Genomic DNA, 22,758 nt, shown 5'->3' on the forward strand with positions numbered 1-22,758 from the left:
GGGCACGCAAGCCGGAACGAGATGTCCTCGGTCACAGCCTGCGGCCCCCGGCGTCGGGCTAGTCCTGCACGGTCACCAGGGCCATGTTCTTCTTGCCCCGGCGCAGCACCAGGTAGCGCCCGTGCAGCAGGTCCTCGTCGGCCACGACGGCGTCCTTCCCCGCGGCCTTGGCCCCGTTCACCGACACCGCGCCCTCGCGCAGGAACCGGCGGGCCTCGGACTTGGAGGAGGCCAGCTGCGTGGCCAGCAGCAGGTCCGCCACCTGCGGGAGCCGCCCCGCCGGCACCTGTGCGTGGGGCAGCTCGGCGGTGGCCGCCACCAGCGTCGGCTCGTCCAGCGCCGCGATGTCGCCGCGGCCGAACAGGGCCTCCGACGCCGCGATGACCTTGTCCGTGGCCTCGGATCCGTGCACCAGGGAGCACACGTCATAGGCCAGCGTCTTCTGGGCCTGCCGGCGGAAGGGCTCCTCCTCCGTCAGCCGCGCCAGCTCCTCGATCTCGGCGCGGGTGCGGAAGGTGAAGACCTTGAGCCGGTCCACGACGTCGGCGTCGGCGGTGTTCAGCCAGAACTGGTAGAAGGCGTACGGCGTGGTCAGCTCGGGATCCAGCCAGATGGCGTTGCCCTCGGACTTGCCGAACTTGGTGCCGTCCGAGTTGGTGATCAGCGGGCTGCCCATCGCGTGGACGTGCTCGCCCTCCACCTTGCGGATCAGCTCGGTGCCGGAGGTGAGGTTGCCCCACTGGTCGGAGCCGCCCAGCTGCAGGGTGCACCCGTACTGCCGGTACAGCTCCAGGAAGTCCATGCCCTGCAGGATCTGGTAGCTGAACTCGGTGTAGGAGATGCCCTCCTCGGAGTTCAGCCGCTTGGCGACGATCTCCTTCTTGATCATGGTGCCCACGCGGAAGCTCTTGCCGATGTCGCGCAGGAAGTCCAGGGCGGACAGCCCCGCCGTCCAGTCCAGGTTGTTGACCATCCGCGCGGCGTTGTCCCCCTCGAAGGACAGGAAGCGCTGGATCTGCCCGCGCAGGGACTCCACCCACTGGGCCACGACCTCCCGGGAGTTCAGCACCCGCTCGGAGGTCTGCCTCGGGTCCCCGATCAGCCCCGTCGAGCCGCCGACCAGCCCCAGGGGCCGGTGCCCGGCCAGCTGCAGCCGGCGCATGTTCAGCAGCTGCACGAGATGCCCCAGGTGCAGGGAGGCCGCGGTCGGATCGAAGCCGATGTAGTACGTGAGGGTGTCCTCCGTCAGGGCCTTCTCCAGGGCCTGGGGGTCCGTGCTCACGTGCACGAGCCCCCGCCACTGGAATTCCTGCCAGATGTTCTGGAAGGTGGGGTCGTTGGCCTGCTCGTCCAGACCCTGCACGGCGTCGATGTTCGCGTTAGTCGTCACGGCACACACGGTACCATCGGGCCCGCGTGCAACCAGCGGTCTCAGTCCAGGCCCGCCGGCATCGGCCCGGAGGAGACCAGGGTGAGCCGCTGGGTCGGGCGGGTCATCGCCACGTATAGGTCCCCCAGCCGGCCGTCGGCCGCCTGCACCAGGGCGTTCGGCTCGGCGATCACGACGGCGTCGAACTCCAGGCCCTTGGCCTCCCACGGGCTGAGCACCAGGATCTGGCGCTGCCGGGCCCCACCGCCGGTGCCGCTGCGCGCGCCGAAGGCCTCCACCACGGCCGCGGCCACCGCGTCGTGCTGCTCGGGTGCGGCCACCACGCCCACGAGTCCGCCGGGCACCAGCTCCAGGTCCCGGGCCACGGCCTCGACGACGCCGGCCGGGACGTCCCCGGTGCGCACCAGCTGCGGCGCCCACCGCCCCTCGCGCACGGCCCGCGGCGCGGAGACCTCCAGCCCCGAGGCCCGGGCGACGTCGACCGCCGCACGGGCGATCTGCGCGGGGGTGCGGTAGTTGACGGTCAGCTCCTCCAGGGTGAAGCGCTCCCCCACGAAGGGCTCGAGGGCCTCGGCCCAGCTGTGCGCGGCCGCCGGTGCCGAGGCCTGGGCGATATCCCCGACCACCGTGAAGGACTTCATGGGGCACCGGCGCATCAGCAGCCGCCACTGCATCGGGGAGAGCTCCTGGGCCTCATCGACCGCCACGTGCCCGTAGGCCCAGGTGCGGTCGGCCGTCGCGGCCTCCGCCGCGCTCATCCGCGCCGGGCCCACCGCGTTGAGGTCGGCGAGCATCTGGGCGGTGACCACCCCGTCGGCCCCGACATCGGCCAGGGACTCCTCCACGTTCTCGATGGCCTTGGCCGCGTTCTCCAGGTCCGCGCTGCGCTGGGCGGCCGCCCGGGCCGCGGCCGTGCCGACCGCCGCCTCGAAGTCCCCGAGCAGCTCCGCGGCCTCGTCCAGCAGCGGGGCGTCGGCCTCGGTGAACGGGGCCGAGGCCTCCCGGCGCAGCAGCTGACGCTGGGCCGGGTCCAGCGCCCGGGCGGCCGAGTCCAGGTAGCGGGGCTTGGCGAACAGGTCGCGCAGCAGGGTCTGCGGGCTCAGCGGCAGCCAGGCCAGGTTCAGCGCGACCCGCACGTCGCGGGAGGTGCGCACATCCTCGGGCAGCCAGTCCCGGGCGACGTCGTTGCCGGTCTCCCGGGTCAGCTGCTCCTGCAGCTTCTCGGCCAGCTCCCGCACGAGCATCTTCACGAAGGTCTCCCGCGCCTGGTTGTGGGGCTTGCCCGTGGCCCGGGCCCGCTCCCGGGCCGAGCGCACCTGCTGCGGGGTCAGCTCCACGACCGCCGAGCCCACGGTGAGCCGCTGGGTCTGGGTCGGGACCTTCTGCCGGTCGCGCACGGCCCGGCGGATGACCTCGGCCATCTGCAGCGATCCCTTGATCCGGGCGACCTCGGGATCCCGCTCCGGCACCCCGTGCTCCCCGGGGAACAGGTCCGCCAGCGAGGACATGACCACACCGGTCTCCCCCAGGGAGGGCAGGACCCGCTCGATGTACCACAGGAACGAGGTGGAGGGCCCGACGACGAGGACCCCGGACTTCCCCAGCCGCTCCCGGTGGGTGTACAGCAGGTAGGCCGCCCGGTGCAGGGCCACCGCGGTCTTGCCGGTGCCCGGCCCGCCCTGCACGACGCGCACCCCGGGCAGCGGGGCGCGGATGATGCGGTCCTGCTCCGCCTGGATGGTCGCCACGATGTCCCCCATGCGCCCGGTGCGCCGCCGGTTCAGGGCCGCCAGCAGCGCCCCCTCCCCGTGCAGCGCCTCGGCGTCGTCCAGGAAGCTCGGGTCCAGCACGTCGTCCTCGATGCCGCGCAGGGTGCGCCCCTCCAGGATCAGGTGGCGACGCCGGGCCACGCCCTGGCGGTCGAAGGCGGTGGCCTGGTAGAAGGTCCCGGCCTCGGGGGCCCGCCAGTCCACCAGCAGCCGGCCGTGCTCGGCGTCGGTCAGCCCGATCCGCCCGACGTAGCGGCGCGTGCGGTCCTCCAGATCCAGGCGCCCGAAGACCAGGCGGTGATCCACCGCCTCCAGCTGGGCCAGCCGGTCCTCGTAATGGGTCGCGTAGGCGTCGCGCTCCGAGCGGTTCTGGTGCGATCCGGCGGCTCCGGCCCGCCGCACCCCGGCCAGCTTGGCCGCGGTCTCCTCCCGGACCTCGTCCAGGCGGGCGTAGAGCCGATCCACGTACGCCCCCTCCTCCCTCAGGGCGGCCTCCAGCTGGCGGCGCCAGGCGGCCTGCTCGGATTCCGAGGCCTGCTCGGAGGCGGGCGCCTCGGCGTCGTCCTGCGGCGGGGCGCTGACCTCCGAGTCGGCCTCGACGGCGTCGCGAGGGGCGGAAGCGGGGTGCTGGGTCATGGAAACGGGCACGCTCCTGTTCAGAGAAGACCGGGGTGGGCGCGGGGATCAGACGGTGTACAGGGCTCGCACGGCGTCGGCGGGCAGGGGCTCCGGGGCGCCCTCGGTGCGGGTCAGCGCCGATGCGCCGACCAGCGCCTCGCGCCCGCCGAGCCCGTCCAGCTCCATGGCCACCCCGACGCCGGCCACCCGGTACCCGGCCCGGCGCACCAGGCGCACCGCGGCCGCCAGCGTCCCTCCGGTGGCCAGGATGTCGTCCAGGATCAGCACCCGCGCCCCGTCGGGCAGGTCGTCCCGGTGGATCTCCAGGGTCGCGGAGCCGTATTCGAGGTCGTAGTCCTCGGCGTGGGTCTCCCGGGGCAGCTTGCCCTGCTTGCGCACCGGCACGACCCCCACGCCCGCGGCGTAGGCGGCCGCCGAGGCCAGCAGGAAGCCGCGGGCCTCGACCCCGGCCACGGCGTCGAAGGTGCCCTCGAAGCGCTCCACCAGCGCGTCCACGACGGTGCGGAAGGCCCGGCCGTCGGCGAAGACGGGGGTGAGATCGCGGAAGAGGATGCCCGGCTTCGGGTAGTCCGGGATCAGGGCGCAGGTGTCGGCGATGAGGCGGGCGGCGGTGGAGTGGGCATCGTGCATGGGCGGCGCTTCAGTCTTCCGGTGACGGGGCTCCCCGGCGGGGAGAGGGCACACCACAGGCTACGCCACCGGCCGGGTGCGGCGGGAGCCGACGCCGCGGCGAGGGGGCGCGGGAAGGGCCCGGCCCCGGGGGATCCGGGAGCCGGGCCCTTCGGCCGCGGGGAGGGGGTCAGGAGATCCGCTGCTCGCGGGCGGCGAAATCCCGGGCGGGTGCCAGCTGCTCGCGCAGGGCCCGCAGCTGATCGGCCACCGCGGAGGGGGCGGTGCCGCCCTGGGAGGAGCGGGACTCCAGGGAGCCGCGCACGGTGAGCACCTCGCGCACGCCGGGGGTCAGGTGCTCGGAGATCTCAGCGAAATCCGCGTCCGTGAGGTCCCACAGCTCGCAGTCCTGCTCCTCGCACACGCGCACGGCCTCGCCGGCGATCTCGTGGGCGTCGCGGAACGGCACCCCCTGGCGCACCAGCCACTCGGCGACGTCGGTGGCCAGGGCGAAGCCCTGCGGGGCCAGCTCGGCCAGCCGAGCTTCGTGCACCGTGAGGGTGGCGATCATCCCGGAGACCGCCGGCAGCAGGACCTCGAGCTGATCGATCGCGTCGAAGATCGGCTCCTTGTCCTCCTGCAGGTCCCGGTTGTACGCCAGCGGCAGGGCCTTGAGGGTGGCCAGCAGGCCCGCGTGGTCCCCGATCAGGCGCCCGGCCTTGCCGCGGGCCAGCTCCGCGATGTCCGGGTTCTTCTTCTGCGGCATGATCGAGGAGCCCGTGGAGAAGGCGTCGTCCAGGGTCACGAAGGAGAACTCCTTGGTGGCCCAGAGGATGATCTCCTCGCTGATCCGGGACAGGTCCACCGCGATCATCGCGGTGATCCAGGAGAACTCCGCGTACACGTCCCGCCCGGCGGTCCCGTCGATGGAGTTCCAGGTGGCGGAGTCGAAGCCCAGCTCGGCGGCGACGGCGTTGGGGTCCAGCCCCAGGGAGGACCCAGCCAGGGCCCCCGAGCCGTACGGGGAGACCGCGGCCCGGGCATCCCAGTCGAGGAAGCGCTGCAGGTCCCGGGACAGGGCCCAGGCGTGGGCCAGCAGGTGGTGGCTGAGCAGCACCGGCTGGGCGTGCTGCAGGTGCGTGCGTCCCGGCATCGGCGCGTACGGGTGGGCCTCGGCCTGCCCGATCAGGGCGTCGACGACGCCGAGCACCTCCCGGGCGATGATCCCGGCGTGGTCGCGCAGGTACATCCGCCCCAGGGTGGCGATCTGGTCGTTGCGCGAGCGCCCCGCGCGCAGCTTGCCGCCCAGGGCGGGCCCGGCCCGCTCGATCAGGCCCTTCTCCAGCGCCCCGTGCACGTCCTCATCGCCCGGGGCCGGCGCGTAGGCCCCGGAGCGCACGTCGGCCTCGAGTTCGTCCAGGGCCGCGAGCATCCCGTCCAGCTCGGCGTCGGTGAGCAGCTCGCGGGCGTGCAGCACCCGGGCGTGGGCACGGGAGCCGGCGATGTCGTACGGGGCCAGGCGCCAGTCGAACTGGGTGGACTTGGACAGGGCCGCGAGCGCGTCCGCCGGGCCGCCGGCGAAGCGCCCGCCCCACAGGGCGCCGTCGTTGGTGCCGTGCTTGGCGTGCTCGGCCATCACAGCCCCAGCCGCTGGTCCCGGGCGGAGGCGACCTTGGAGGACATCCCGAACAGCTCGATGAAGCCCTTGGCCTGGGACTGGTCGAAGGAGTCGCCCTCGTCGTAGGTGGCCAGGTTGAAGTCGTACAGGGAGGTCTCGGAGCGCCGCCCGGTCACGGTGGCCTTCCCGCCGTGCAGCTGCATCCGGATGTCCCCGGAGACCATCTGCTGGGTGTCGGCGATGAAGGCGTCCAGGGACTTCTTCAGCGGGGAGAACCACTGGCCGTCGTAGACCAGCTCGGTCCAGCGCTGGCCCACGGTCTTCTTGAACCGGGCCTGCTCCCGCTCCAGGGTCACGTTCTCCAGCTCCCGGTGCGCGGCGATCAGGGCCATCGCGCCGGGGGCCTCGTAGATCTCGCGGGACTTGATGCCCACCAGCCGGTCCTCGACGATGTCGATCCGGCCCACGCCCTGGGCCCCGGCCCGCTGGTTCATGATCTGGATGGCCTCCAGCGGGGTCACGGCCTGCCCGTCGATCGCGGTGGGCACGCCCTGCTCGAAGGTGATGACGACCTCGTCCGGGGCCGGCGGGAAGCCCGGGTCGTCGGTGTAGTCGTAGACGTCCTTGGTGGGTCCGTTCCAGATGTCCTCGAGGTAGCCGGTCTCCACGGCCCGGCCCCACACGTTCTGGTCGATGGAGAACGGGTTCTTCTTGGTGGTGATGATCGGCAGGCCGTTGGCCTCGGCGTAGGCGATGGCCTTCTCCCGGGTCAGGGCCAGGTCCCGCACGGGGGCGATGCACTGCAGGTCCGGGCCGAGGGTCTGGATGCCGACCTCGAAGCGCACCTGGTCGTTGCCCTTGCCGGTGCAGCCGTGGGCCACGGTGGTGGCGCCGAACTGCTGGGCGGCGGCCACCAGGTGCTTGACGATGACGGGCCGGGAGACTGCCGAGACCAGCGGGTAGGCGTCCATGTACAGGGCGTTGGCCTGCAGGGCGGGCATGCAGTACCCGGCGGCGAACTCCTCGCGGGCGTCGGCGACGTAGGCCTCCACGGCCCCGCAGTCCAGGGCGCGCTGCCGGACGGTCTCCAGATCCTCCCCGCCCTGTCCGACGTCCACGGCCACGGCGATGACCTCCGCGCCCGTGGCCTCGCCGATCCAGCCGATGGCCACGGAGGTGTCCAGTCCTCCGGAGTACGCCAGCACTACCCGATCCGTCATGTCTCTCGCCTTCCTCGCGGTGTGGCGCGGCGCGGACCCGCTGGGCCCGCGCCGCGCATCGTCATGAATGACTATACAGATATTCGTTTATTTATGCACTCCGGGGTCAGGCGCCCGGGGCGTCGCACGTGACCGGGGTGAAGGTCACCGTGGCCTGGCAGGTGTAGGTGTCCCCGCGGCGCACCGCGGCCGTGCCCCCCACGGCCTTGGCGGTGAACTGATATCCGCCGGCGGAGCCGGCCGGCACCTGACCGTGGAAGGTGATGGTGAAGGAATCGGCGTTCTCGACGACCGTGGCCGGGGGCAGCTCCTGGGTGAAATCATCCGGATGCGCGGCCCCGAACTTCTTGAAACCCGCGAGGCTGTAGGAGGTGGGGGTGGTCGGGGTGGTCCAAGAGGGATCGAAGGGGATGGTGACCACGGCACCGTCCTCCAGGCCCTGCGGGAAGCCCAGCGGGATCCGCCAGTTCAGGGTCTCACCCGAGACCCAGTGCTGGATCGAGGCCTCCCCCGGAGGGGTGGAGTCGTAGGTGACCAGGTTGTCGAAGTTGACGTTCGAATAGTTGTCGTCCGTGTACACGATCCGGGACTTCAGGTACCACCGGGATTCCACGGGGTGGCAGCTGACGGCCAGGGCCGGGACGGCGGAGGCCGCCGCGAGGACCACCGGGAGGGACCACGCGGCCCCCTTCACGAGGGTGCGGCGGGTGGGTGCGAGGGTGTTCATGATGGGTCCTCCGAGGCAGCGGGCCGACCCGCGGCCCGGGCCGGCCACGACGGTGTGTCCGATCTCATCCAACCACGTTCGCGCCGATCCCGCCCCACCCGAGACCCCGCCCGGCGTGTCGGCCCGGCGTCCCGGCCCTCCTCCGTCCCGCTCCCGCCCCGAGTGTACTACGTTGGGGCATCGTCACCGTGCATCGTCCACCGCGAAGGAGCCCGCCCATGTCCGCCGAGCAGAATCCGCACGCCGAGCCGCAGACCCCGGACGGCGCCGCCCCGCTGTCCGACCGGGAGCTGGAGGCCCTGAACCAGGTCTTCGACCTCGCCCGGGACGGCCGGACCGAACAGCTGGCGGCCGTACTGGAGCAGGGGATCCCGGTGAACCTGACCAACGCCAACGGCGACACCCTGCTGATCCTGGCCGCCTACCGGGAGCAGCCCGAGGTGGTGCGCCTGCTGCTGGAGCGCGGGGCCGATGCGGACCGGCTCAACGACCGCGGTCAGACCGCCCTGGTCTGCGCCGTGTTCCGCAACCACGAGCCGATCGCCCGGATGCTGCTGGAGGCCGGCGCCGACGCGAGCCAGGGCCACCAGAGCCCGGAGGCCGTGGCCGCCTTCTTCGGCCTGCCCGGCATGACCCGCCTGCTGGCCGAGCACCGCGGCGGCGCCTGAGCCGCGGCCGAGCCAGCCCTCCCACCCCCGTGCGGGGCCGGCCCGTGCGCGGACCGGGCGAGGCGCCGGCTCAGCTCGCCGGCGTCTGCGACCACTCGAGGAAGCGCTGCGCCAGCGCCGCCCCGCCCTGGGGATCCCGGGTGATGACCATGACCGTGTCGTCCCCGGCGATCGTGCCCATCGCCTCGGGGATCGCCGTCTGATCCAGGGCCGAGGCCAGGAACTGGGCGGCCCCGGCCGGGGTGCGCAGCAGCACGATGTTGGCGCTGGCCTCGGCGGTGATCAGCAGATCCTTGAACAGCCCCGCTAGCCGCTGGGGCGGCTCCTGGCCGCGCGGCTGCTCGGTGCCGGCCACCGCGTAGACCAGCACCCCGTCCGGCCCGCGCAGGCGCTGCGCGCCGATCTCCACCAGATCCCGGGACAGCGTCGCCTGGGTGGCCTTCAGCCCGTCCGCGGCCAGCACCCGCGCCAGCTCCGACTGCGAGCGGATCGAGCGCTGCTCCAGCACCTCGACGATGCGGGCCTGCCTGGCCGTCTTCGTCGCCGGGATCCCGCTCATCGCAGCAGCTCCTCCCCGGCCAGCCCCGAGCGGACCATCAGCCAGGTCAGCAGCGCCTTCTGCGCGTGCAGGCGGTTCTCCGCCTCATCCCACACCGCCGAGCGCGGCCCGTCGATCACGCCCTCGGTGACCTCCATGCCCCGATACGCGGGCAGGCAGTGCAGGAACACCGCCTCCCGCCCCGCGCAGGACATCAGATCCTCATCCACCCGGTAGTCCGCGAAGACCTCCAGACGCTCCGCCTTCTCCTCCTCCTGGCCCATGGACACCCACGTGTCGGTCACGACGACGTCGGCCCCGTCGGCGGCCTCGGCCGGGTCCTCCGTGAGCAGCACGGACCCGCCGGTGGCCTCGGCCCGCGCCCGGGCGGCGTCGAGCACCGCGGTGGGCAGCTGGTGGGAGGCCGGCCCGGCCAGGCGCACGTGCATCCCGGCCGTGACTCCGCCGGCGGCGTAGGAGGCCGCCATGTTGTTGGCGCAGTCCCCGACGTAGGCCAGGGTCCGCCCGGTCAGATCCGCCCCGAAGCGCTCACGCACGGTGAGCAGATCCGCGAGGATCTGGCAGGGGTGCCAGTCATCGGACAGCGCGTTGACCACCGGGACCGTGGCGTGACGGGCCATCTCCTCCAGCCCGGACTGGGCGTAGGTGCGCCACACGATGGTGGAGACCATGCGGGTCAGCACCCGCACGGTGTCCGCGACGGATTCCTTGTGCCCCAGCTGGGACTCCCCCGGGTTGATCACCAGGGGGTTCCCGCCCAGGGCGGCGATCCCGGCGTGGAAGGAGACCCGGGTACGGGTGGAGGTCTTGTCGAACAGCACCGCGACGGTCTGCGGGCCCGCATAGGGCCGGCGGGCGTACGGGTCGGCCTTCATGCGCGCGGCGAGGTCCAAAACCTCGGACTGCTCGGCCGGGGTGAGGTCCAGGTCGGTGAGGAAGTGGCGGATCATGGGGCTCCTTCGCCGGCCCGGGCTCTGAGGGTCCGGGCCGGGATGCGGTCGGTCGGCGGTTCGGTCGGGTCAGTCGGCGGGGGCGGCGTCGGCGAGGATGCCGGGCAGCGCGTCCAGGAAGGTGCGGGCCTGGTCTGCGCTGAGCACCAGCGGCGGGGCCAGGCGCAGGGTGTTCGGGCCGGTGGCGTTGATGATGAATCCGGCGCGCCGGGCCGCGGCGACGACGTCGGGCCCGGCGGGGGCGGCCCGCTCGTCGTCGGGCGCGGTCAGGTCAGCCCCGATCAGCAGGCCCCGCCCGCGCACCGCGCCGATGCCCGGGGCCGCGGCCAGGCCCTCGCGCAGGTGCGCTCCGACCTCGCGGGCGCGGGTCAGCAGGTCCTCGTCGCGCAGGGCCCGGATCGTGGCCAGCCCGGCGGCGGTGGCCAGGGGGTTGCCCCCGAAGGTCGTGCCGTGGCTGCCCGGGGCCAGGGCACCGGTGGCCTCGGGGGTCAGGGCGAGCATCGCCCCGATGGGGAAGCCCCCGCCCAGGCCCTTGGCCAGGGTGATCAGGTCCGGGCGCTGCCCCGGGTCCCCGAGCACGCGCAGGGACTCCAGCCACAGCCCGGTCCGGCCCATCCCGGTCTGCACCTCGTCCACCACCAGCAGCGCGCCGTGCTCGCGGGTCAGCCGGCGGGCGGCCAGCAGCAGCTCCTCCGGCAGCGGGTGCACCCCGGCCTCGCCCTGGATGGGCTCCAGGATCACCCCGGCGACATCATCGCCCATCGCCTCCTCCAGGGCCTGCGCCGTCGGGGGGATGAACTGGACCCCGCCGGGCAGCGGCTCGAAGGGCTCCCGGTAGGCCGGCTTCCAGGTGGCCGCCAGGGCCCCCGCGGTGCGCCCGTGGAAGGCGTGCTCCAGGGCCAGGATCCGGCGGGCCCGGGGCTCGCGGGCGTTGCCGTGGGCGCGCACGGCCTTCAGGGCCGCCTCATTCGCCTCGGTCCCGGAATTGGCGAAGAAGACGCGGGAGCCGGCCGGGGCGTCGGCGATCTCCAGGAGGGTGCGGGCCAGCTCGATCTGCTGCGGGGTGGTGAAGAAGTTCGAGACGTGCTGGAGGCGGTGGGCCTGGGCCGCGACGGCGTCGGCCCAGGCGGGGTGGGCGTAGCCGAGGCTGTTGACCGCGATCCCGGCCATCAGATCCAGGTAGGTGCGCCCGGCGGCGTCGGTGACCTCGCAGCCGGAGCCCTCGGTGAGCACCAGCGCGGGCTGCCCGAACACGTCGAGCAGGTCCTTCCGGTAGGCGTCCAGATAATCGGCGGGCTGGCTCATGCTGTCCTTCCGTGGGGTGCGGTCTCGGCGGGCGGGGCCGCGGGGGTTTCGTGGGTGCGCAGCGGGTCGATCACCACGAAATCGGCCAGGGGCTTGGGTTCGGGGGCGGGGCCGGTGACCTGGGTGCCGATGCCGGAGTCGGTGAAGATCTCCAGCAGCGGGGAGTGGGCCCGGCGCCCGTCCACGACGGCGGCGGTGGGCACCCCGTTCTCCACGGCTCCCAGGCAGGCGCCCATCTTGGGGATCATCCCGGCGTCCAGCCCGGGCAGCAGCTCGCGCAGCTCCTCGGTGCTCAGGGAGCTGATCAGCGAATCCCGGTTCGGCCAGTCCGCGTAGAGCCCTTCGACGTCGGTGAGCACCACGAGCTTGGCGGCCCCGATCGCCGCGGCCACCGCGGCCGCGGCGGTGTCGGCGTTGACGTTGAGCACCTCGCCGGTGAGGGTGTCCTGCGGCAGGTCCCGATCCAGCGCCCGCTCGCCCATGATCTCCGGGGCGATCGAGGAGATCACCGGGATCTTGCCGGCCTCGATCATGGACAGGATCGCGGTGGTGTTGACCCCGACGACCTCTCCGACCAGGCCCAGGTCCGTCTCCTGCCCGTCCACCACGGTGGTGATGCGCCGGGCGCGCAGCAGGCCGCCGTCCTCCCCGGACATGCCCACCGCGTGCGGGCCGTGGGCGTTGATCAGCCCCACCAGCTCCCGGGCCACCTGCCCGGTCAGCACCATGCGCACCACCTCCATGGCCTCCGGGGTGGTGTAGCGCAGGCCCCCGCGGAACTCGCTGGGGATCTCCAGGCGCTCGAGCATCGCGGTGATCTGGGGGCCGCCGCCGTGCACGACGACGGGGCGGATGCCCACCGCGCGCAGGAAGACCATGTCCGCGGCGAAGGCCGCGCGCAGGGACTCGTCGACCATGGCGTTGCCGCCGTATTTGAAGACCATGATGGATCCGGCGTAGCGCTGCATCCAGGGCAGCGCCTCCATCAGGGTCTGCGCCTTCAGCTGGGCGGTCTCGTAGCGGGTGCTGGGGCTGGTCTGGGCCATGGGGCTCCTCGTCAGGGTGGATGCGAAGGGTGCTCAGCTGGAGTAGGCCGAGTTCTCCTCGACGTAGTCGTGGGTGAGGTCGTTGGTCCAGATCACCGCGGATTCCGGGCCGGCCGCCAGGTCGATCTCGATGACCACCCTCCGGTCCCCGGCCAGGTCCACCAGGGAGCGGTCCTGCCCGATCATCCCGGCCCGGCAGACCATGACCCCGTTGATGCTCACGTCCACGTGCTCGGGCTCGTACTCGGCGGCGGTGGTGCCGACCTCGGAGAGGATCCGCCCCCAGTTGGGGTCATTGCCGAAGATCGCGGTCTTCACGAGGTTGGAGCGGGCCACGGCCCGGGAGACCTCCAGGGCCTGGGCCTCGCTCGCCGCGCCCACGGTGCGCACGTGCACGTCGTGGCTGGCGCCCTCGGCGTCGCCGATCAGCTGCAGCGCGAGGTCCTCGCACAGGGCCGTGAGCCCGCGGGCGAACTCCTCGGGGTCGGGGGCGATCCCGCTGGCCCCGGAGGCCAGCAGGGTCACGGTGTCGTTGGTGGACATGCAGCCGTCGGAATCGGCCCGGTCGAAGCTCAGCGAGGCGGCGGTGCGCAGCGCGGTCTCGGCCCGCTCCGGATCCAGGGAGGCGTCCGTGGCCAGGACCACGAGCATCGTGGCCAGTCCGGGCGCGAGCATGCCCGCACCCTTGGCGATCCCGGCCAGGTGGACCTCGCCCTGCTCGGTCGTGAGCGTGAGGGCCGCCTGCTTGGGCACGGTGTCGGTGGTCATGATGGCCCGGGCCGCGGCGCGGGCGTGGGCCTCGTCCGAGGCCAGGTCCCCGCAGGCCCGCTCCAGGCCGGCCAGCAGCTTCTCCAGGGGCAGCTGCTCCCCGATCAGCCCGGTGGAGCAGACCAGGACGTCCCCGGCGGCGATGCCCAGGTGCTCGGCCGCGGCCTCGGCGGTGCGGTGGGCGGCGGCGAAGCCCTCGGGCCCGGTGCAGGCGTTGGCCCCGCCGGAGTTGAGCACGACGGCGTCGGCCCGCCCGTCCGAGACCACTTCCCGGGACCACAGCACAGGCGCGGCGGCGAAGCGGTTGCGGGTGAACACGGCCGCGGCCGTGTGCTCGGGTCCGAGCACGCGCACCAGCGCCAGGTCCGGGGCACCGCTGGCCTTCAGCCCGGCGGTGGTCCCGGTGCAGGCCAGCCCCGCGACGGTCTCCAAGCCGGCGCAGCGATCGACGGGCAGATCGGAGTGGTCGGGGATGCTCACGGGGCGAGTCCTTCCTGAGGCAGCCCGGTGGTCTCCGGCAGACCGAGGGCGAGGTTCACGGATTGGATGGCACCGCCGGCGGTGCCCTTGACGAGGTTGTCGATCGCGCAGACGACGACCACCCGCCCGGCGGCTTCGTCCACGGCCAGCTGCAGCTGAGCGGAGTTGGCGCCCTGCACGTTCTGCGTGGCCGGCCAGAGTCCTTCTGGCAGCAGGTGCACGAAGGGCTCCTCGGCGTAGGCGGCCTCCCACGCCGCGCGCACGGCGGCCGGGCCGACCCCGGGGCTCAGCCGGGCCGTGGCGGTGGCGAGGATCCCCCGGGGCATCGGCGCCAGCGTCGGGGTGAAGCTCAGGCTCACCTCGGCTCCGGCGGCCCGGGATAAGCCCTGGCGGATCTCCGGGACGTGGCGGTGGATGCCGCCGACCCCGTACGGGGACATCGACCCCATGACCTCGCTGCCCAGCAGATGCGGCTTCGCGGACTTCCCGGCCCCGGAGGTCCCGGAGGCGGCCACGACCACGAGGTCCTGCGGCTGCACCACCCCGGCGGCCAGGCCGGGGGCCAGGGCCAGCTGCACGGCCGTCGGGTAGCAGCCGGGCACGGCGATGCGGCGCGCGGTGCGCAGGGTCTCGCGCTGCCGGGGGGCCTTCGCCTCACCGGTTCCGGGGCCGGTGAGCAGCTCGGGCAGGCCGTAGGGCCAGTGCCCGGCGTGCTCGGTGCCGTAGAAGCGCGCCCAGTCGGCGGGGTCCTCGAGGCGGTGATCCGCCCCGGCGTCCACGACGACCGTCTCCTCCGGCAGGGCCGCGGCCACCTGCGCGCTGGCTCCGTGGGGCAGGGCCAGGAAGACGATGTCGTGGCCGGAGAGCACCTCGGGGGTGGTCTCCTGCACGGTGAGGTGGGCGTAGCGGGGCAGGTGAGGGGCGAGCGCGCCGAAGGAGGAGCCGGCGCTGGCCCCGGCGGCCAGCGTGGTGACCTCGATCTCGGGATGCCCGGCGAGCAGGCGCAGGACCTCTCCCCCGGCGTATCCGGTGGCCCCGGAGACCGCTGCGGTGTATGTCATGGGCCCACCCTACCGCAGATTTATGCATTGGCCTAAATATTTATGCATCGGGTGAGGGCGTCCCCCTCCCTGCGATCCGCCCCGGGCCTACGATGGGTGAGGACCGAGAACCGCGAGGCCGGGCACCCGCAGGGCCCCGGCCGGTGAGGAGCAGGGCATGGCACAGCAGGAGAGGCGGCCGCAGGAGGCGAGCGCGGCCGGGCAGATGACGGCCATCGTCGTCGAGCAGACCGGAGGCCCGGAGGCCCTGACGACGCAGACCCGCGAGATCCCCCAGCCAGGGCAGGGCCAGGTGCTGGTGCGCACCGAGGCCACCGGGGTGAACTTCATCGAGACCTACCAGCGCTCCGGGGTGTACTCGGTGGAGCTGCCCTTCGTCCCGGGCGCGGAGGCGGTCGGGCTGATCGAGGCGGCCGGGCCCGACGTCGACCTGGAGGCCCTGGGGCTGCGGGTCGGGGCCCGGGTGGCCACCTGCCAGGCCTCCGGGACCTACGCCGAGCGGTTCGTCGCGGATGCGCAGAAGATCGTGGCCGTGCCGGAGCACCTGGACCCGCGCACCGCGGCCTGCCTGCCGCTGCAGGGCATCACGGCGCAGTACCTGTCCCGCTCCACCGTGCCGGTCCAGCAGGACCAGACGGCCGTGGTGCTGGCCGGGGCCGGCGGGGTCGGCGGGCTGCTGATCCAGCTGCTCAAGCACCTCGGCGCCGAGGTGATCGCCACCGCCTCCACCGATGAGAAGCGCCGGATCGCTCGGGAGCACGGGGCGGATCACGTGCTGGGCTACGAGGGTTTCGCCGAGCGGGTCCGGGAGCTGACCGGTGGGCGCGGGGCCGACGTCGTCTACGACTCCGTGGGCAAGGACACCTTCGATCAGTCCGTGCAGGCGCTGCGCCCGCGCGGCACGGCCGTGCTCTACGGCGGGGCCAGCGGCCAGGTGCCGCCCTTCGACCTGCAGCGGCTCAACGCCCTGGGCTCCCTGTACGTCACCCGCCCCTCGATCGGGGCGTACCTGCAGGATCGGGAGGAGCTGCAGGCCCGCCTGGGTGAGGTCTTCGACCTGGCCGAGGCCGGGGTCCTGCGCCCGACCCTGGACACCACGTTCCCCCTGGCCGAGGCCGCCGAGGCCCACCGGCACCTGGAGGACCGGCGCTCGCGCGGCAAGGTGCTGCTGATCCCGTAAGCGGCGGCCGCCGGATGCGACGATGCCCCGCTCGCGACCCCCCCCCTTTTTACGGGGTGTGCGAGCGGGGCATCGTCGCATCGTCCGCCTGCCACCGGCCCAGGGCCGGTGCGGGTCGGTCGGGTCAGTCCTCGTCGCGGCGCATCCGGCGCACCCCGTAGACCGTGCCGGCGGCACCCAGGGCCAGGACCAGCGCCCCGCCGCCGACCAGCAGCCAGCCGTGGCGCTGCTGGGCGCGGATCCCGTCCTCGGTGATCGGGGACATCTCCCCCGCCGGGGTGGTCCGCTCCACCGTGAGCGTCCCGTCGTCGTTGACCAGCAGGGCGTCCACGATCTCCGGGAAGTCCTCCCGCTGGGCCCCGGTCTGGGTGCCGCGGAACTGGATCTGGCCCCCGGCCTGGACCTTCTTCGGGTCCGCGATCCCGCCGTAGTACTTGTCGTAGTGCTGGTCGATCGAGGAGGGCAGGGTGCCGGTGTAGACCGCGTTGTGCGAGGTGGTCTGCAGGTCCTGGGTCATCGTGGCGTACTGCCCCTGGATCACCCAGGATCGCCCGACCCACTCCTGGTTCTGACGGGCGTCCTCCACGGTGCGCACCCCCGCCAGGCACAGCAGGCCGCACCCGACCAGCGCGACCAGCACGATCGCCGCGGTGATCCACCGCCACGGGGAGCGGTGCCGCCGCGCGGGCGCCCCGAACTCGTCGTCCTCATCGAAGCCGAAGAACGTCTCGCTCATCCTCGTCCCCACCCTTCCTCGCTGTCGGTGCCCACGGTCTCAGCCGCGCAGGACGGCGCCGTGGCGCCGCTCGGCCAGGGCGACGGCGGCCTCCCGCTCGCGCCCGGCCTCCTCGTTGGTCAGGGTCCGGTCCGGGGCGCGGAAGACCAGCGCGCAGGCCACGGACTTCCGGTCCTCGCCGATGGACTCCCCGCGGTACTCGTCGAAGACCCGGGCGGATTCCAGCAGCTCGCCGGCACCCTCCCGCAGGGTCTCCAGCAGCTGTGCTGCCGGCAGGTCGGCGTCGACGATCAGGGCGACGTCCTGGGTGACCGGCGGGTACGGGGAGACCGGGCCCGCCTGGACCGGGGCGCCGAAGCCGCCCAGCAGCGCGGTCAGATCCAGCTCCATCGCGCAGGTGCGCTCCGGCAGATCCCGATCCCGGCACACCTGGGGGTGCAGCTCCCCGGCCCAGCCGAGCAGGCGCCCCTCGGCGTCCTCCAGCCGGGCGGTGCGCCCGGGGTGGAAGGCCTGGTGGCGGCCCTGGGCCACCCGCAGCGCCACGCCGAGCACATCGGCGGCCAGCCGGGCCGCATCCAGGGCGTCCTGCCAGTCGTGGACCCGCGGGGTGATGCCGGGCCCCTCCGGGGCGTCATGCCCGCAGAACACGGCGGCCAGGTGCTTCGGCTGGACCGGCAGCCCGGCCTCCAGCTGCTCCAGCACCTGCGCGTCCGGCCGCGCCCCGCCGGCGGGCAGCGGGGTCTCCCCCAGCGCCTGCCCGGGCAGGAACACGGTGGCGGCCTGGTACAGGGCCAGGTCCCGGAAGCCGCGGGAGCGGTTGCGCCGCAGCACCTCGGTCAGTCCCGGCAGCAGCGAGCGCTGCAGCCAGCCCTGAGCGTCGCTGATCGGGTTGGCCAGGCGCACGTGCTCCACGGTCCCCTCGGCCGGGGCCTCGGGCACGCAGTAGAGGGTGTCCTCCTCGGCGGAGACGAACGGGTAGGCCGCGACCTCCACGAGACCGGCGGCAGCGAACGCGTCCAGCACCCGGCGTCGCCCGGCCTGCTCCGGGGTCCACCCGCGCCCGGCGGGGGCGGCGGGCAGGCGGGAGGGGATCTGCTCGTAGCCGACGACGCGGGCGATCTCCTCGGCGAGGTCCTCCTCGGCCGTCAGGTCCGGGCGCCAGGAGGGCACGGCGACCTGCCAGACGTCGCCCCCGCGGTGCACGGTGCAGCCGATGCGCTCGAGCACCTCGAGGATCTGCTCCGGGGTGTAGTCCACCCCGACCCGCGCCGCGGCGTAGCCCACCGGCAGGGTGATCTGGCGGGGTTCGACGGCGGTGCCGACGTCGGTGACCCCGTCCTCGGCCCGGGCGCCGGACAGCTCCTCCAGCAGCTCCACGGCCCGCTGGGCGGCCGCGGCGGCCACCTGGGGGTCCACCCCGCGCTCGAAGCGCTTGGAGGCCTCCGAGGGCAGCCGGTGCCGACGCCGGGTGCGGGCGATCGAGACCTCCTCGAAGTGCGCCGCCTCGATCAGCACGTGGCGGGTCTGCCCGGTGACCTCGGTCTTGGCTCCGCCCATGACCCCGGCCAGGCCGATGGCCTCGTCCGTGTCGGCGATGATCAGGTCCTCCGGGTGCAGCTCGCGGTTCTTCCCGTCGAGAGTCTGCAGGGTCTCCCCCGGGCGGGCCCGGCGGACGTGGAGGGGTCCGGCGATCTTCTCGGCGTCGTAGAAGTGCAGGGGCTGGCCCAGCTCCAGCATGACGTAGTTGGAGATGTCCACGGGCAGGGAGATCGAGCGGATCCCGGCCAGGCGCAGGCGGGCGGCCAGCCACGGCGGGGTCGCCCGGGTGGGGTCCAGATCCCGCACGGTGCGGGCGACGAAGCGGGTGCAGCCCGGACGGTCGTGGATGGGGGCGTCGTCGCGCAGGTCCACGACGTAGCCCTCCCCGTTGTCCGCCGGCGCCCGCTCGGCCAGGGGCCCGGCCGGGTCGGCGAAGGGGGCGTCCACGGCCAGGCAGTACTCCCGGGCCACCCCGCGCACGGAGAACGCGTAGCCGCGGTCCGGGGTCACGTTGATCTCCGCGGCCTCATCGGTCAGTCCCAGCAGCTCCAGGGCGTCCTGACCTGGTTCGGGGTCCAGGCCGAGCTCACCGAGGACGATGATCCCCTCGTGCTCATCGGACAGACCCAGCTCCCGGGCGGAGGCGATCATCCCTGCGGAGACGTGGCCGTAGGTCTTGCGCGGGGAGATCCGGAAGTCCCCGGGCAGCACGGCCCCGGGCAGGGTCACCACGACCTTGTCCCCCACGGAGAAGTTGTGGGCCCCGCACACGATGCCCTGGATCCCGGAGGCCTCGATGCCCTTCCCCTCCAGGGTCTGCTCGCGGCCCTCGGGGACCACGCGCACCTGGCACCAGTTGACGGTCTTGCCGTTGGAGTGGGTCTCCGGCTCCATGGACAGCACCTGCCCGACGACGACGGGCCCGGTGATGTGGTCCAGGGGCCGGTGCACGGCCTCCTCCTCGAAGCCGACCCGCACCAGCGTCTCCAGGACGTACTCGGCGGTGGCGCCCTCCGGCAGGGGGGCGTGCTCGCGCAGCCAGGACAGCGGAATTCGCATGGGTCTAGATCTCCATCCCGAAGGTTGAACTGAAGCGGATATCGCCCTCGATCATGTCGTGCATGTCCGGGACCCCGTTGCGGAACATCAGGGTCCGCTCGATGCCCATCCCGAAGGCGAAGCCGGAGTGGGTCTGCGGGTCGATGCCGGCGGCGCGCAGCACGTTGGGGTGCACCATGCCGCAGCCGCCCCATTCGATCCACCGGGGCCCGCCCTTGGCCTGCGGGTGCCACACGTCCATCTCGGCGGAGGGCTCGGTGAACGGGAAGTAGTTGGGGCGCAGGCGGATGCGCGCCTGCTCGCCGAACATCCGGCGGGCGAAGTGCTCCAGGGTGCCCTTCAGATCCGCCATGGTCAGGCCCCGGTCCACGGCCAGACCTTCGAGCTGGTGGAAGACGGGGGTGTGGGTCGCGTCGAGCTCGTCGGTGCGGTAGACCCGCCCGGGGCACACGATGTACAGGGGCGGCTGGCGACGCTGCATGGCCCGCATCTGCACCGGGGAGGTGTGGGTGCGCAGCACCCGGTGGGCGGAGGCCGGCTCCAGGAAGAAGGTGTCCTGCAGCTCCCGGGCCGGGTGGTCCGGCTGGAAGTTCAGGGCGTCGAAGTTGAACCACTCGGATTCCACCTCGGGGCCGTCCTCGACCTCCCAGCCCATCGCCACGAACACGTCGCCGACCCGCTCCTGCAGCAGTGACACGGCGTGGCGGGCGCCCATGCGGCGTCGGCCGGAGGAGGCGGTCACGTCCACGGCCTCCTCCACGAGGATCCGCTCGGCGTGCTCGGCCTCCAGCTCCGCCTCCCGGGCGGCCACGGCCTGGGTGATGCGCCCGCGGGTCTGGCCCAGCAGCTTCCCGATCTCCTTCTTCTGCCCCGGCTCCAGCGAGCGCATCTGCCGGTTGACCAGATCGGTGCCGGAGCCCTCGCCGGTGTAGCGCAGCCGCACGGCCTTCAGCGTCTCGAAGTCCGGGGTCTGCTCGCGCACGGCGCGCAGGGCCTCGGCCAGCTCGGCGTCGAAGGCCTCCCGCACGCGCTGCGGGGCGCCCTCCGGATCCGCCGCATAGGCGGCGCCGATGTCGGCCAGCACCTGGCGGGCCGCGGCGGCATCGCCCGCGGGCGAGGACGGGTTCTCAGTCATGGACGGGTCTTCTCCTGGGTCGCGGGTCGTGCGCTGCCGCCGACGTCGCGGTCCACGGCGCACCGGGACGCGTCGTGGCGTGCGGCGCGCTCGGGCCCGTCGGGCTGCTTCCGGCGCGGGCGGCAGACCCAGTCTAGAGGATCGGGCCGAAAGGGGCGGGGCCGGTCCCCCGCCGGCTCAGGCCTCGTCCTGCTCGGGCTGCGGCGGGATCTCGGAGACGTAGTCCTCCTGGTACAGGTCCGGCTCCAGGTAGATCAGCTGGGCGGCCGGGACGGCCTCGCGGATGCGCCGCTCGGTCGCGTTGATCTCGGCCACCAGCTGGGCGGCCGTCTCCTGGCGGGCCACGGAGATCTTGGCGGCCACCAGGATCTGCTCGGGGGCCAGGTGCATGGTCTTGAGGTGGATCAGCCCGATGTGCTCCTCGGCGTCCACGGCCCGGCGGATCGTCTCCAGCGTGGAGGCGCTGGCGGACTCCCCGAGCAGCAGGGACTTCATCTCCACCGCGAGAAACACCGCCACGGCCACCAGCAGCACCCCGATCGCCCCGGATCCGGCGGCATCCCAGCGGCCGTCTCCGGTGATCAGCGTCATGGTGATGCCGAACAGGGCGAAGAGCAGGCCGGTCACGGCCGCGGAGTCCTCGAGCATCACGACCGGCAGCTCCGGGGCCTTGGCCCCGCGCACGTACTCCAGCCAGCTGCGCTGCCCCTTGGTCCCCCGCGCCTGGCGCAGGGCGGTGAGCAGGGAGCGGCCCTCCATGAGGATCGAGCCGACCAGCACGACGGCGGGCACCCACGCCCAGTCCTCGATGGGGTGCGGCTCGGCCCACTTCTCCCAGGCCTCGTAGAGGGAGAACAGCCCGCCGAGGGAGAACATGACGATCGAGACCACGAAGGCGTAGATGTAGCGGTTCTGCCCGTGCCCGAAGGGGTGCTCGGCGTCGGGGGCCTTGCGTGCCGCCCGCCCGCCCAGCAGGAGGAGGAACTGGTTGCCGGTGTCGGCCACGGAGTGGATGGACTCGGCGAGCATCGATGAGGATCGGGTCAGCAGATAGGCGGCGAACTTCAGCACCGCGATGCCGAGGTTGGCCGCCAGGGCCGCGAAGATCGCGGCCCCGCCGGAGCTCTTCCTCTGCTGCTTCTGCTGGGGCTCCTGCTGCTGCTTCTCGGTCATGGAGGGCCTTTCGGATCGGCCCGCCGAGCAGATCGGGAGGCTAAGTTGATGGGAGACGCCCGCCGCCGAGGCGACGGGTGAGGGCGGGGACGAGGCCGTCGGGACCGCACTCGGCGGGGCCGACGCGAGACGGGCGGGGGGGGCGGAGCCGGACGGGCCGGGACGGTCAGCGGGGGCGGCGTCGCTGGGCGCGGGCGGAGGCGTACAGGCACACGGTGGCGGCCATGCCGACGTTCAGGGATTCGGCCCGCCCGTGCAGCGGGACCGCGACCCGGGCATCGGCCAGCCCCTTCTCCTCCTCCGACAGGCCCTGGGCCTCGTTGCCGAACAGCCACACGGTGGGCCGGCGCAGATCGGCGCCGTCGCCGGGACGCTGCGCGGCCGCGGCATCGGCCAGCTCATCCAGATCCAGGGCGGCGTGCCCGTCGGCGGCGAGGATCTGAGCGCCCGCGGTCCGGGCCGCCTCGACCAGCTCCGGCAGCCGCTGGTGCGCCGCGACGGGCAGGTGGAACAGGGAGCCCGCGGTGGAGCGCACGGCCTTGGGGTTGAGCAGGTCCACCGAGCCCGCGGTCGCGGCCGCGAACCCGGCGCCCGCGGCGTCGGCGGCGCGGATCAGTGTTCCGGCGTTGCCCGGATCCTGCACCCGGACCATGACCGCCCCGAGGCCCGGCCAATCCCGGGCACCGGGCAGGCCGGTCAGCGCCGCGGCGCTGTGGGCCACGGCCAGGACCCCCTGGGGCGTCTGGGATTCGGCCATCGCGGCCAGCACCTCCGGGGCCGCCAGCCGGGCGAAGACCCGACGCGCGGGGCCCCCGGGGGCGGTCGGGGCCGGGCTGCCCGCCGCGGCCGCGATGGCCTCGCCCAGCGAGGGGTCCTGTTCGAGGCAGGCCGGGGTGACGTACACGGCGTCCAGCAGCGGGCCGCGCGCGTGGGCGGCCAGGGCCTCGCGCACCGCCTGCGGCCCCTCCACGAGGAACAGCCCGCGACGGGCGCGCTGGCGGGCCCGGGCCAGGGCGGCGACGTCGCGGACCCGGTCCGCGGTGGGGTTGATCAGGGTCCGCTCGCGGTCGAGGATCTGGAATGCGCTCACCCGGCCACCCTACCCGGGCCTCGCCCGCGCCCGGAGT

19 protein-coding genes are annotated in these 22,758 nt (G+C 73.5%); 2 read left to right on the forward strand and 17 right to left on the reverse strand.

Translation table 11 applies throughout. The features are described from left to right. Positions 1-58 precede the first annotated feature (58 nt). The 6 genes from tyrS to KKR01S_RS09735 form a co-directional block, all read right to left on the reverse strand. The gene (gene tyrS / locus KKR01S_RS09710) at positions 59-1,372 is read right to left on the reverse strand and encodes a tyrosine--tRNA ligase (RefSeq protein WP_397548274.1); all 1,314 of its coding nucleotides are present in this window, start codon (positions 1,370-1,372) and stop codon (positions 59-61) included. A 59-nt stretch (positions 1,373-1,431) separates the two neighbouring features. Beyond that, entirely contained in the window at positions 1,432-3,795 is a 2,364-nt protein-coding gene (locus KKR01S_RS09715) for a HelD family protein (RefSeq protein WP_081101697.1), read from the reverse strand. Positions 3,796-3,843: 48 nt separating this feature from the next. Continuing rightward, entirely contained in the window at positions 3,844-4,428 is a 585-nt protein-coding gene (locus KKR01S_RS09720; protein WP_058743497.1) for an adenine phosphoribosyltransferase, read from the reverse strand. 169 nt (positions 4,429-4,597) lie between these two features. Next, positions 4,598-6,043 (reverse strand): argininosuccinate lyase, encoded by a 1,446-nt coding sequence (gene argH, locus KKR01S_RS09725; RefSeq protein ID WP_058743496.1) that lies wholly within the window; start codon positions 6,041-6,043, stop codon positions 4,598-4,600. After that, the gene (locus KKR01S_RS09730) at positions 6,043-7,245 is read right to left on the reverse strand and encodes an argininosuccinate synthase (RefSeq protein WP_061225899.1); all 1,203 of its coding nucleotides are present in this window, start codon (positions 7,243-7,245) and stop codon (positions 6,043-6,045) included. The genes argH and KKR01S_RS09730 overlap by 1 nt, the downstream gene beginning before the upstream one ends. A 106-nt stretch (positions 7,246-7,351) precedes the next feature. Continuing rightward, a complete protein-coding gene (locus KKR01S_RS09735; protein WP_061225900.1) occupies positions 7,352-7,972 on the reverse strand; it encodes a hypothetical protein in 621 nt (206 codons plus the stop codon). A gap of 218 nt (positions 7,973-8,190) precedes the next feature. On the opposite strand from KKR01S_RS09735, the gene KKR01S_RS09740 reads away from it, so the two are divergent. Further along, positions 8,191-8,640: an ankyrin repeat domain-containing protein gene (locus tag KKR01S_RS09740; RefSeq protein ID WP_081101698.1), complete on the forward strand. Its 450-nt coding sequence runs from the start codon at positions 8,191-8,193 to the stop codon at positions 8,638-8,640. Positions 8,641-8,710: 70 nt separating this feature from the next. Here KKR01S_RS09740 and KKR01S_RS09745 read toward each other — a convergent pair whose 3' ends face one another. From KKR01S_RS09745 to argC, 6 genes are all read right to left on the reverse strand, one after another. Further along, the gene (locus KKR01S_RS09745; RefSeq protein WP_058731526.1) at positions 8,711-9,199 is read right to left on the reverse strand and encodes an arginine repressor; all 489 of its coding nucleotides are present in this window, start codon (positions 9,197-9,199) and stop codon (positions 8,711-8,713) included. Then, complete coding sequence (argF, locus tag KKR01S_RS09750) at positions 9,196-10,149, reverse strand: ornithine carbamoyltransferase (protein WP_061225901.1); 954 nt, start codon at positions 10,147-10,149, stop codon at positions 9,196-9,198. Before argF ends, KKR01S_RS09745 begins: the two co-directional genes overlap by 4 nt. A 69-nt stretch (positions 10,150-10,218) precedes the next feature. Beyond that, on the reverse strand, positions 10,219-11,454 hold the full coding sequence (locus KKR01S_RS09755; protein WP_061225902.1) for an acetylornithine transaminase: 1,236 nt from the start codon (positions 11,452-11,454) through the stop codon (positions 10,219-10,221). Further along, complete coding sequence (argB, locus tag KKR01S_RS09760; protein WP_081101699.1) at positions 11,451-12,500, reverse strand: acetylglutamate kinase; 1,050 nt, start codon at positions 12,498-12,500, stop codon at positions 11,451-11,453. Before argB ends, KKR01S_RS09755 begins: the two co-directional genes overlap by 4 nt. A gap of 33 nt (positions 12,501-12,533) precedes the next feature. Then, positions 12,534-13,742, reverse strand: coding sequence for a bifunctional glutamate N-acetyltransferase/amino-acid acetyltransferase ArgJ (gene argJ, locus KKR01S_RS09765; RefSeq protein WP_404434939.1), 1,209 nt, complete (start codon positions 13,740-13,742; stop codon positions 12,534-12,536). A 2-nt stretch (positions 13,743-13,744) separates the two neighbouring features. After that, positions 13,745-14,809 (reverse strand): N-acetyl-gamma-glutamyl-phosphate reductase, encoded by a 1,065-nt coding sequence (gene argC, locus KKR01S_RS09770; RefSeq protein ID WP_061225903.1) that lies wholly within the window; start codon positions 14,807-14,809, stop codon positions 13,745-13,747. Between the two features lie 157 nt (positions 14,810-14,966). Here argC and KKR01S_RS09775 point away from each other — a divergent pair, with 157 nt between their 5' ends. Next, positions 14,967-15,989, forward strand: a complete 1,023-nt coding sequence (locus KKR01S_RS09775; protein WP_232238425.1) for a quinone oxidoreductase family protein — start codon at positions 14,967-14,969, stop codon at positions 15,987-15,989. Between the two features lie 124 nt (positions 15,990-16,113). Here KKR01S_RS09775 and KKR01S_RS09780 read toward each other — a convergent pair whose 3' ends face one another. The 5 genes from KKR01S_RS09780 to KKR01S_RS09800 all read right to left on the reverse strand — a co-directional run bounded on the left by KKR01S_RS09780 (position 16,114) and on the right by KKR01S_RS09800 (position 22,721). Next, on the reverse strand, positions 16,114-16,725 hold the full coding sequence (locus KKR01S_RS09780) for a hypothetical protein (protein ID WP_058731530.1): 612 nt from the start codon (positions 16,723-16,725) through the stop codon (positions 16,114-16,116). Between the two features lie 39 nt (positions 16,726-16,764). Further along, on the reverse strand, positions 16,765-19,323 hold the full coding sequence (gene pheT, locus KKR01S_RS09785) for a phenylalanine--tRNA ligase subunit beta (protein WP_061225904.1): 2,559 nt from the start codon (positions 19,321-19,323) through the stop codon (positions 16,765-16,767). A 4-nt stretch (positions 19,324-19,327) separates the two neighbouring features. Continuing rightward, positions 19,328-20,458, reverse strand: coding sequence for a phenylalanine--tRNA ligase subunit alpha (gene pheS, locus KKR01S_RS09790; protein WP_058743591.1), 1,131 nt, complete (start codon positions 20,456-20,458; stop codon positions 19,328-19,330). Positions 20,459-20,635: 177 nt separating this feature from the next. Next, complete coding sequence (locus KKR01S_RS09795) at positions 20,636-21,631, reverse strand: cation diffusion facilitator family transporter (protein WP_058743592.1); 996 nt, start codon at positions 21,629-21,631, stop codon at positions 20,636-20,638. A gap of 166 nt (positions 21,632-21,797) precedes the next feature. Then, complete coding sequence (locus KKR01S_RS09800) at positions 21,798-22,721, reverse strand: TrmH family RNA methyltransferase (protein ID WP_061225905.1); 924 nt, start codon at positions 22,719-22,721, stop codon at positions 21,798-21,800. Between the last annotated feature and the right edge of the window lie 37 nt (positions 22,722-22,758).

It is taken from the genome of Rothia kristinae NBRC 15354 (assembly GCF_001570865.1).
GTDB lineage: Bacteria > Actinomycetota > Actinomycetes > Actinomycetales > Micrococcaceae > Rothia > Rothia kristinae.

What these genes read in the sequence shown, in the direction of transcription:
- KKR01S_RS09715 (WP_081101697.1), bottom strand. Translation starts at nt 3,795, where the DNA reads ATGACCCAGCACCCCGCTTCCGCCCCTCGCGACGCCGTCGAGGCCGAC.
- KKR01S_RS09720 (WP_058743497.1), bottom strand. Translation starts at nt 4,428, where the DNA reads ATGCACGATGCCCACTCCACCGCCGCCCGCCTCATCGCCGACACCTGC.
- argH (WP_058743496.1), bottom strand. Translation starts at nt 6,043, where the DNA reads ATGGCCGAGCACGCCAAGCACGGCACCAACGACGGCGCCCTGTGGGGC.
- KKR01S_RS09730 (WP_061225899.1), bottom strand. Translation starts at nt 7,245, where the DNA reads ATGACGGATCGGGTAGTGCTGGCGTACTCCGGAGGACTGGACACCTCC.
- KKR01S_RS09735 (WP_061225900.1), bottom strand. Translation starts at nt 7,972, where the DNA reads ATGAACACCCTCGCACCCACCCGCCGCACCCTCGTGAAGGGGGCCGCG.
- KKR01S_RS09740 (WP_081101698.1), top strand. Translation starts at nt 8,191, where the DNA reads ATGTCCGCCGAGCAGAATCCGCACGCCGAGCCGCAGACCCCGGACGGC.
- KKR01S_RS09745 (WP_058731526.1), bottom strand. Translation starts at nt 9,199, where the DNA reads ATGAGCGGGATCCCGGCGACGAAGACGGCCAGGCAGGCCCGCATCGTC.
- argF (WP_061225901.1), bottom strand. Translation starts at nt 10,149, where the DNA reads ATGATCCGCCACTTCCTCACCGACCTGGACCTCACCCCGGCCGAGCAG.
- KKR01S_RS09755 (WP_061225902.1), bottom strand. Translation starts at nt 11,454, where the DNA reads ATGAGCCAGCCCGCCGATTATCTGGACGCCTACCGGAAGGACCTGCTC.
- argB (WP_081101699.1), bottom strand. Translation starts at nt 12,500, where the DNA reads ATGGCCCAGACCAGCCCCAGCACCCGCTACGAGACCGCCCAGCTGAAG.
- argC (WP_061225903.1), bottom strand. Translation starts at nt 14,809, where the DNA reads ATGACATACACCGCAGCGGTCTCCGGGGCCACCGGATACGCCGGGGGA.
- KKR01S_RS09775 (WP_232238425.1), top strand. Translation starts at nt 14,967, where the DNA reads ATGGCACAGCAGGAGAGGCGGCCGCAGGAGGCGAGCGCGGCCGGGCAG.
- KKR01S_RS09780 (WP_058731530.1), bottom strand. Translation starts at nt 16,725, where the DNA reads ATGAGCGAGACGTTCTTCGGCTTCGATGAGGACGACGAGTTCGGGGCG.
- pheT (WP_061225904.1), bottom strand. Translation starts at nt 19,323, where the DNA reads ATGCGAATTCCGCTGTCCTGGCTGCGCGAGCACGCCCCCCTGCCGGAG.
- pheS (WP_058743591.1), bottom strand. Translation starts at nt 20,458, where the DNA reads ATGACTGAGAACCCGTCCTCGCCCGCGGGCGATGCCGCCGCGGCCCGC.
- KKR01S_RS09795 (WP_058743592.1), bottom strand. Translation starts at nt 21,631, where the DNA reads ATGACCGAGAAGCAGCAGCAGGAGCCCCAGCAGAAGCAGCAGAGGAAG.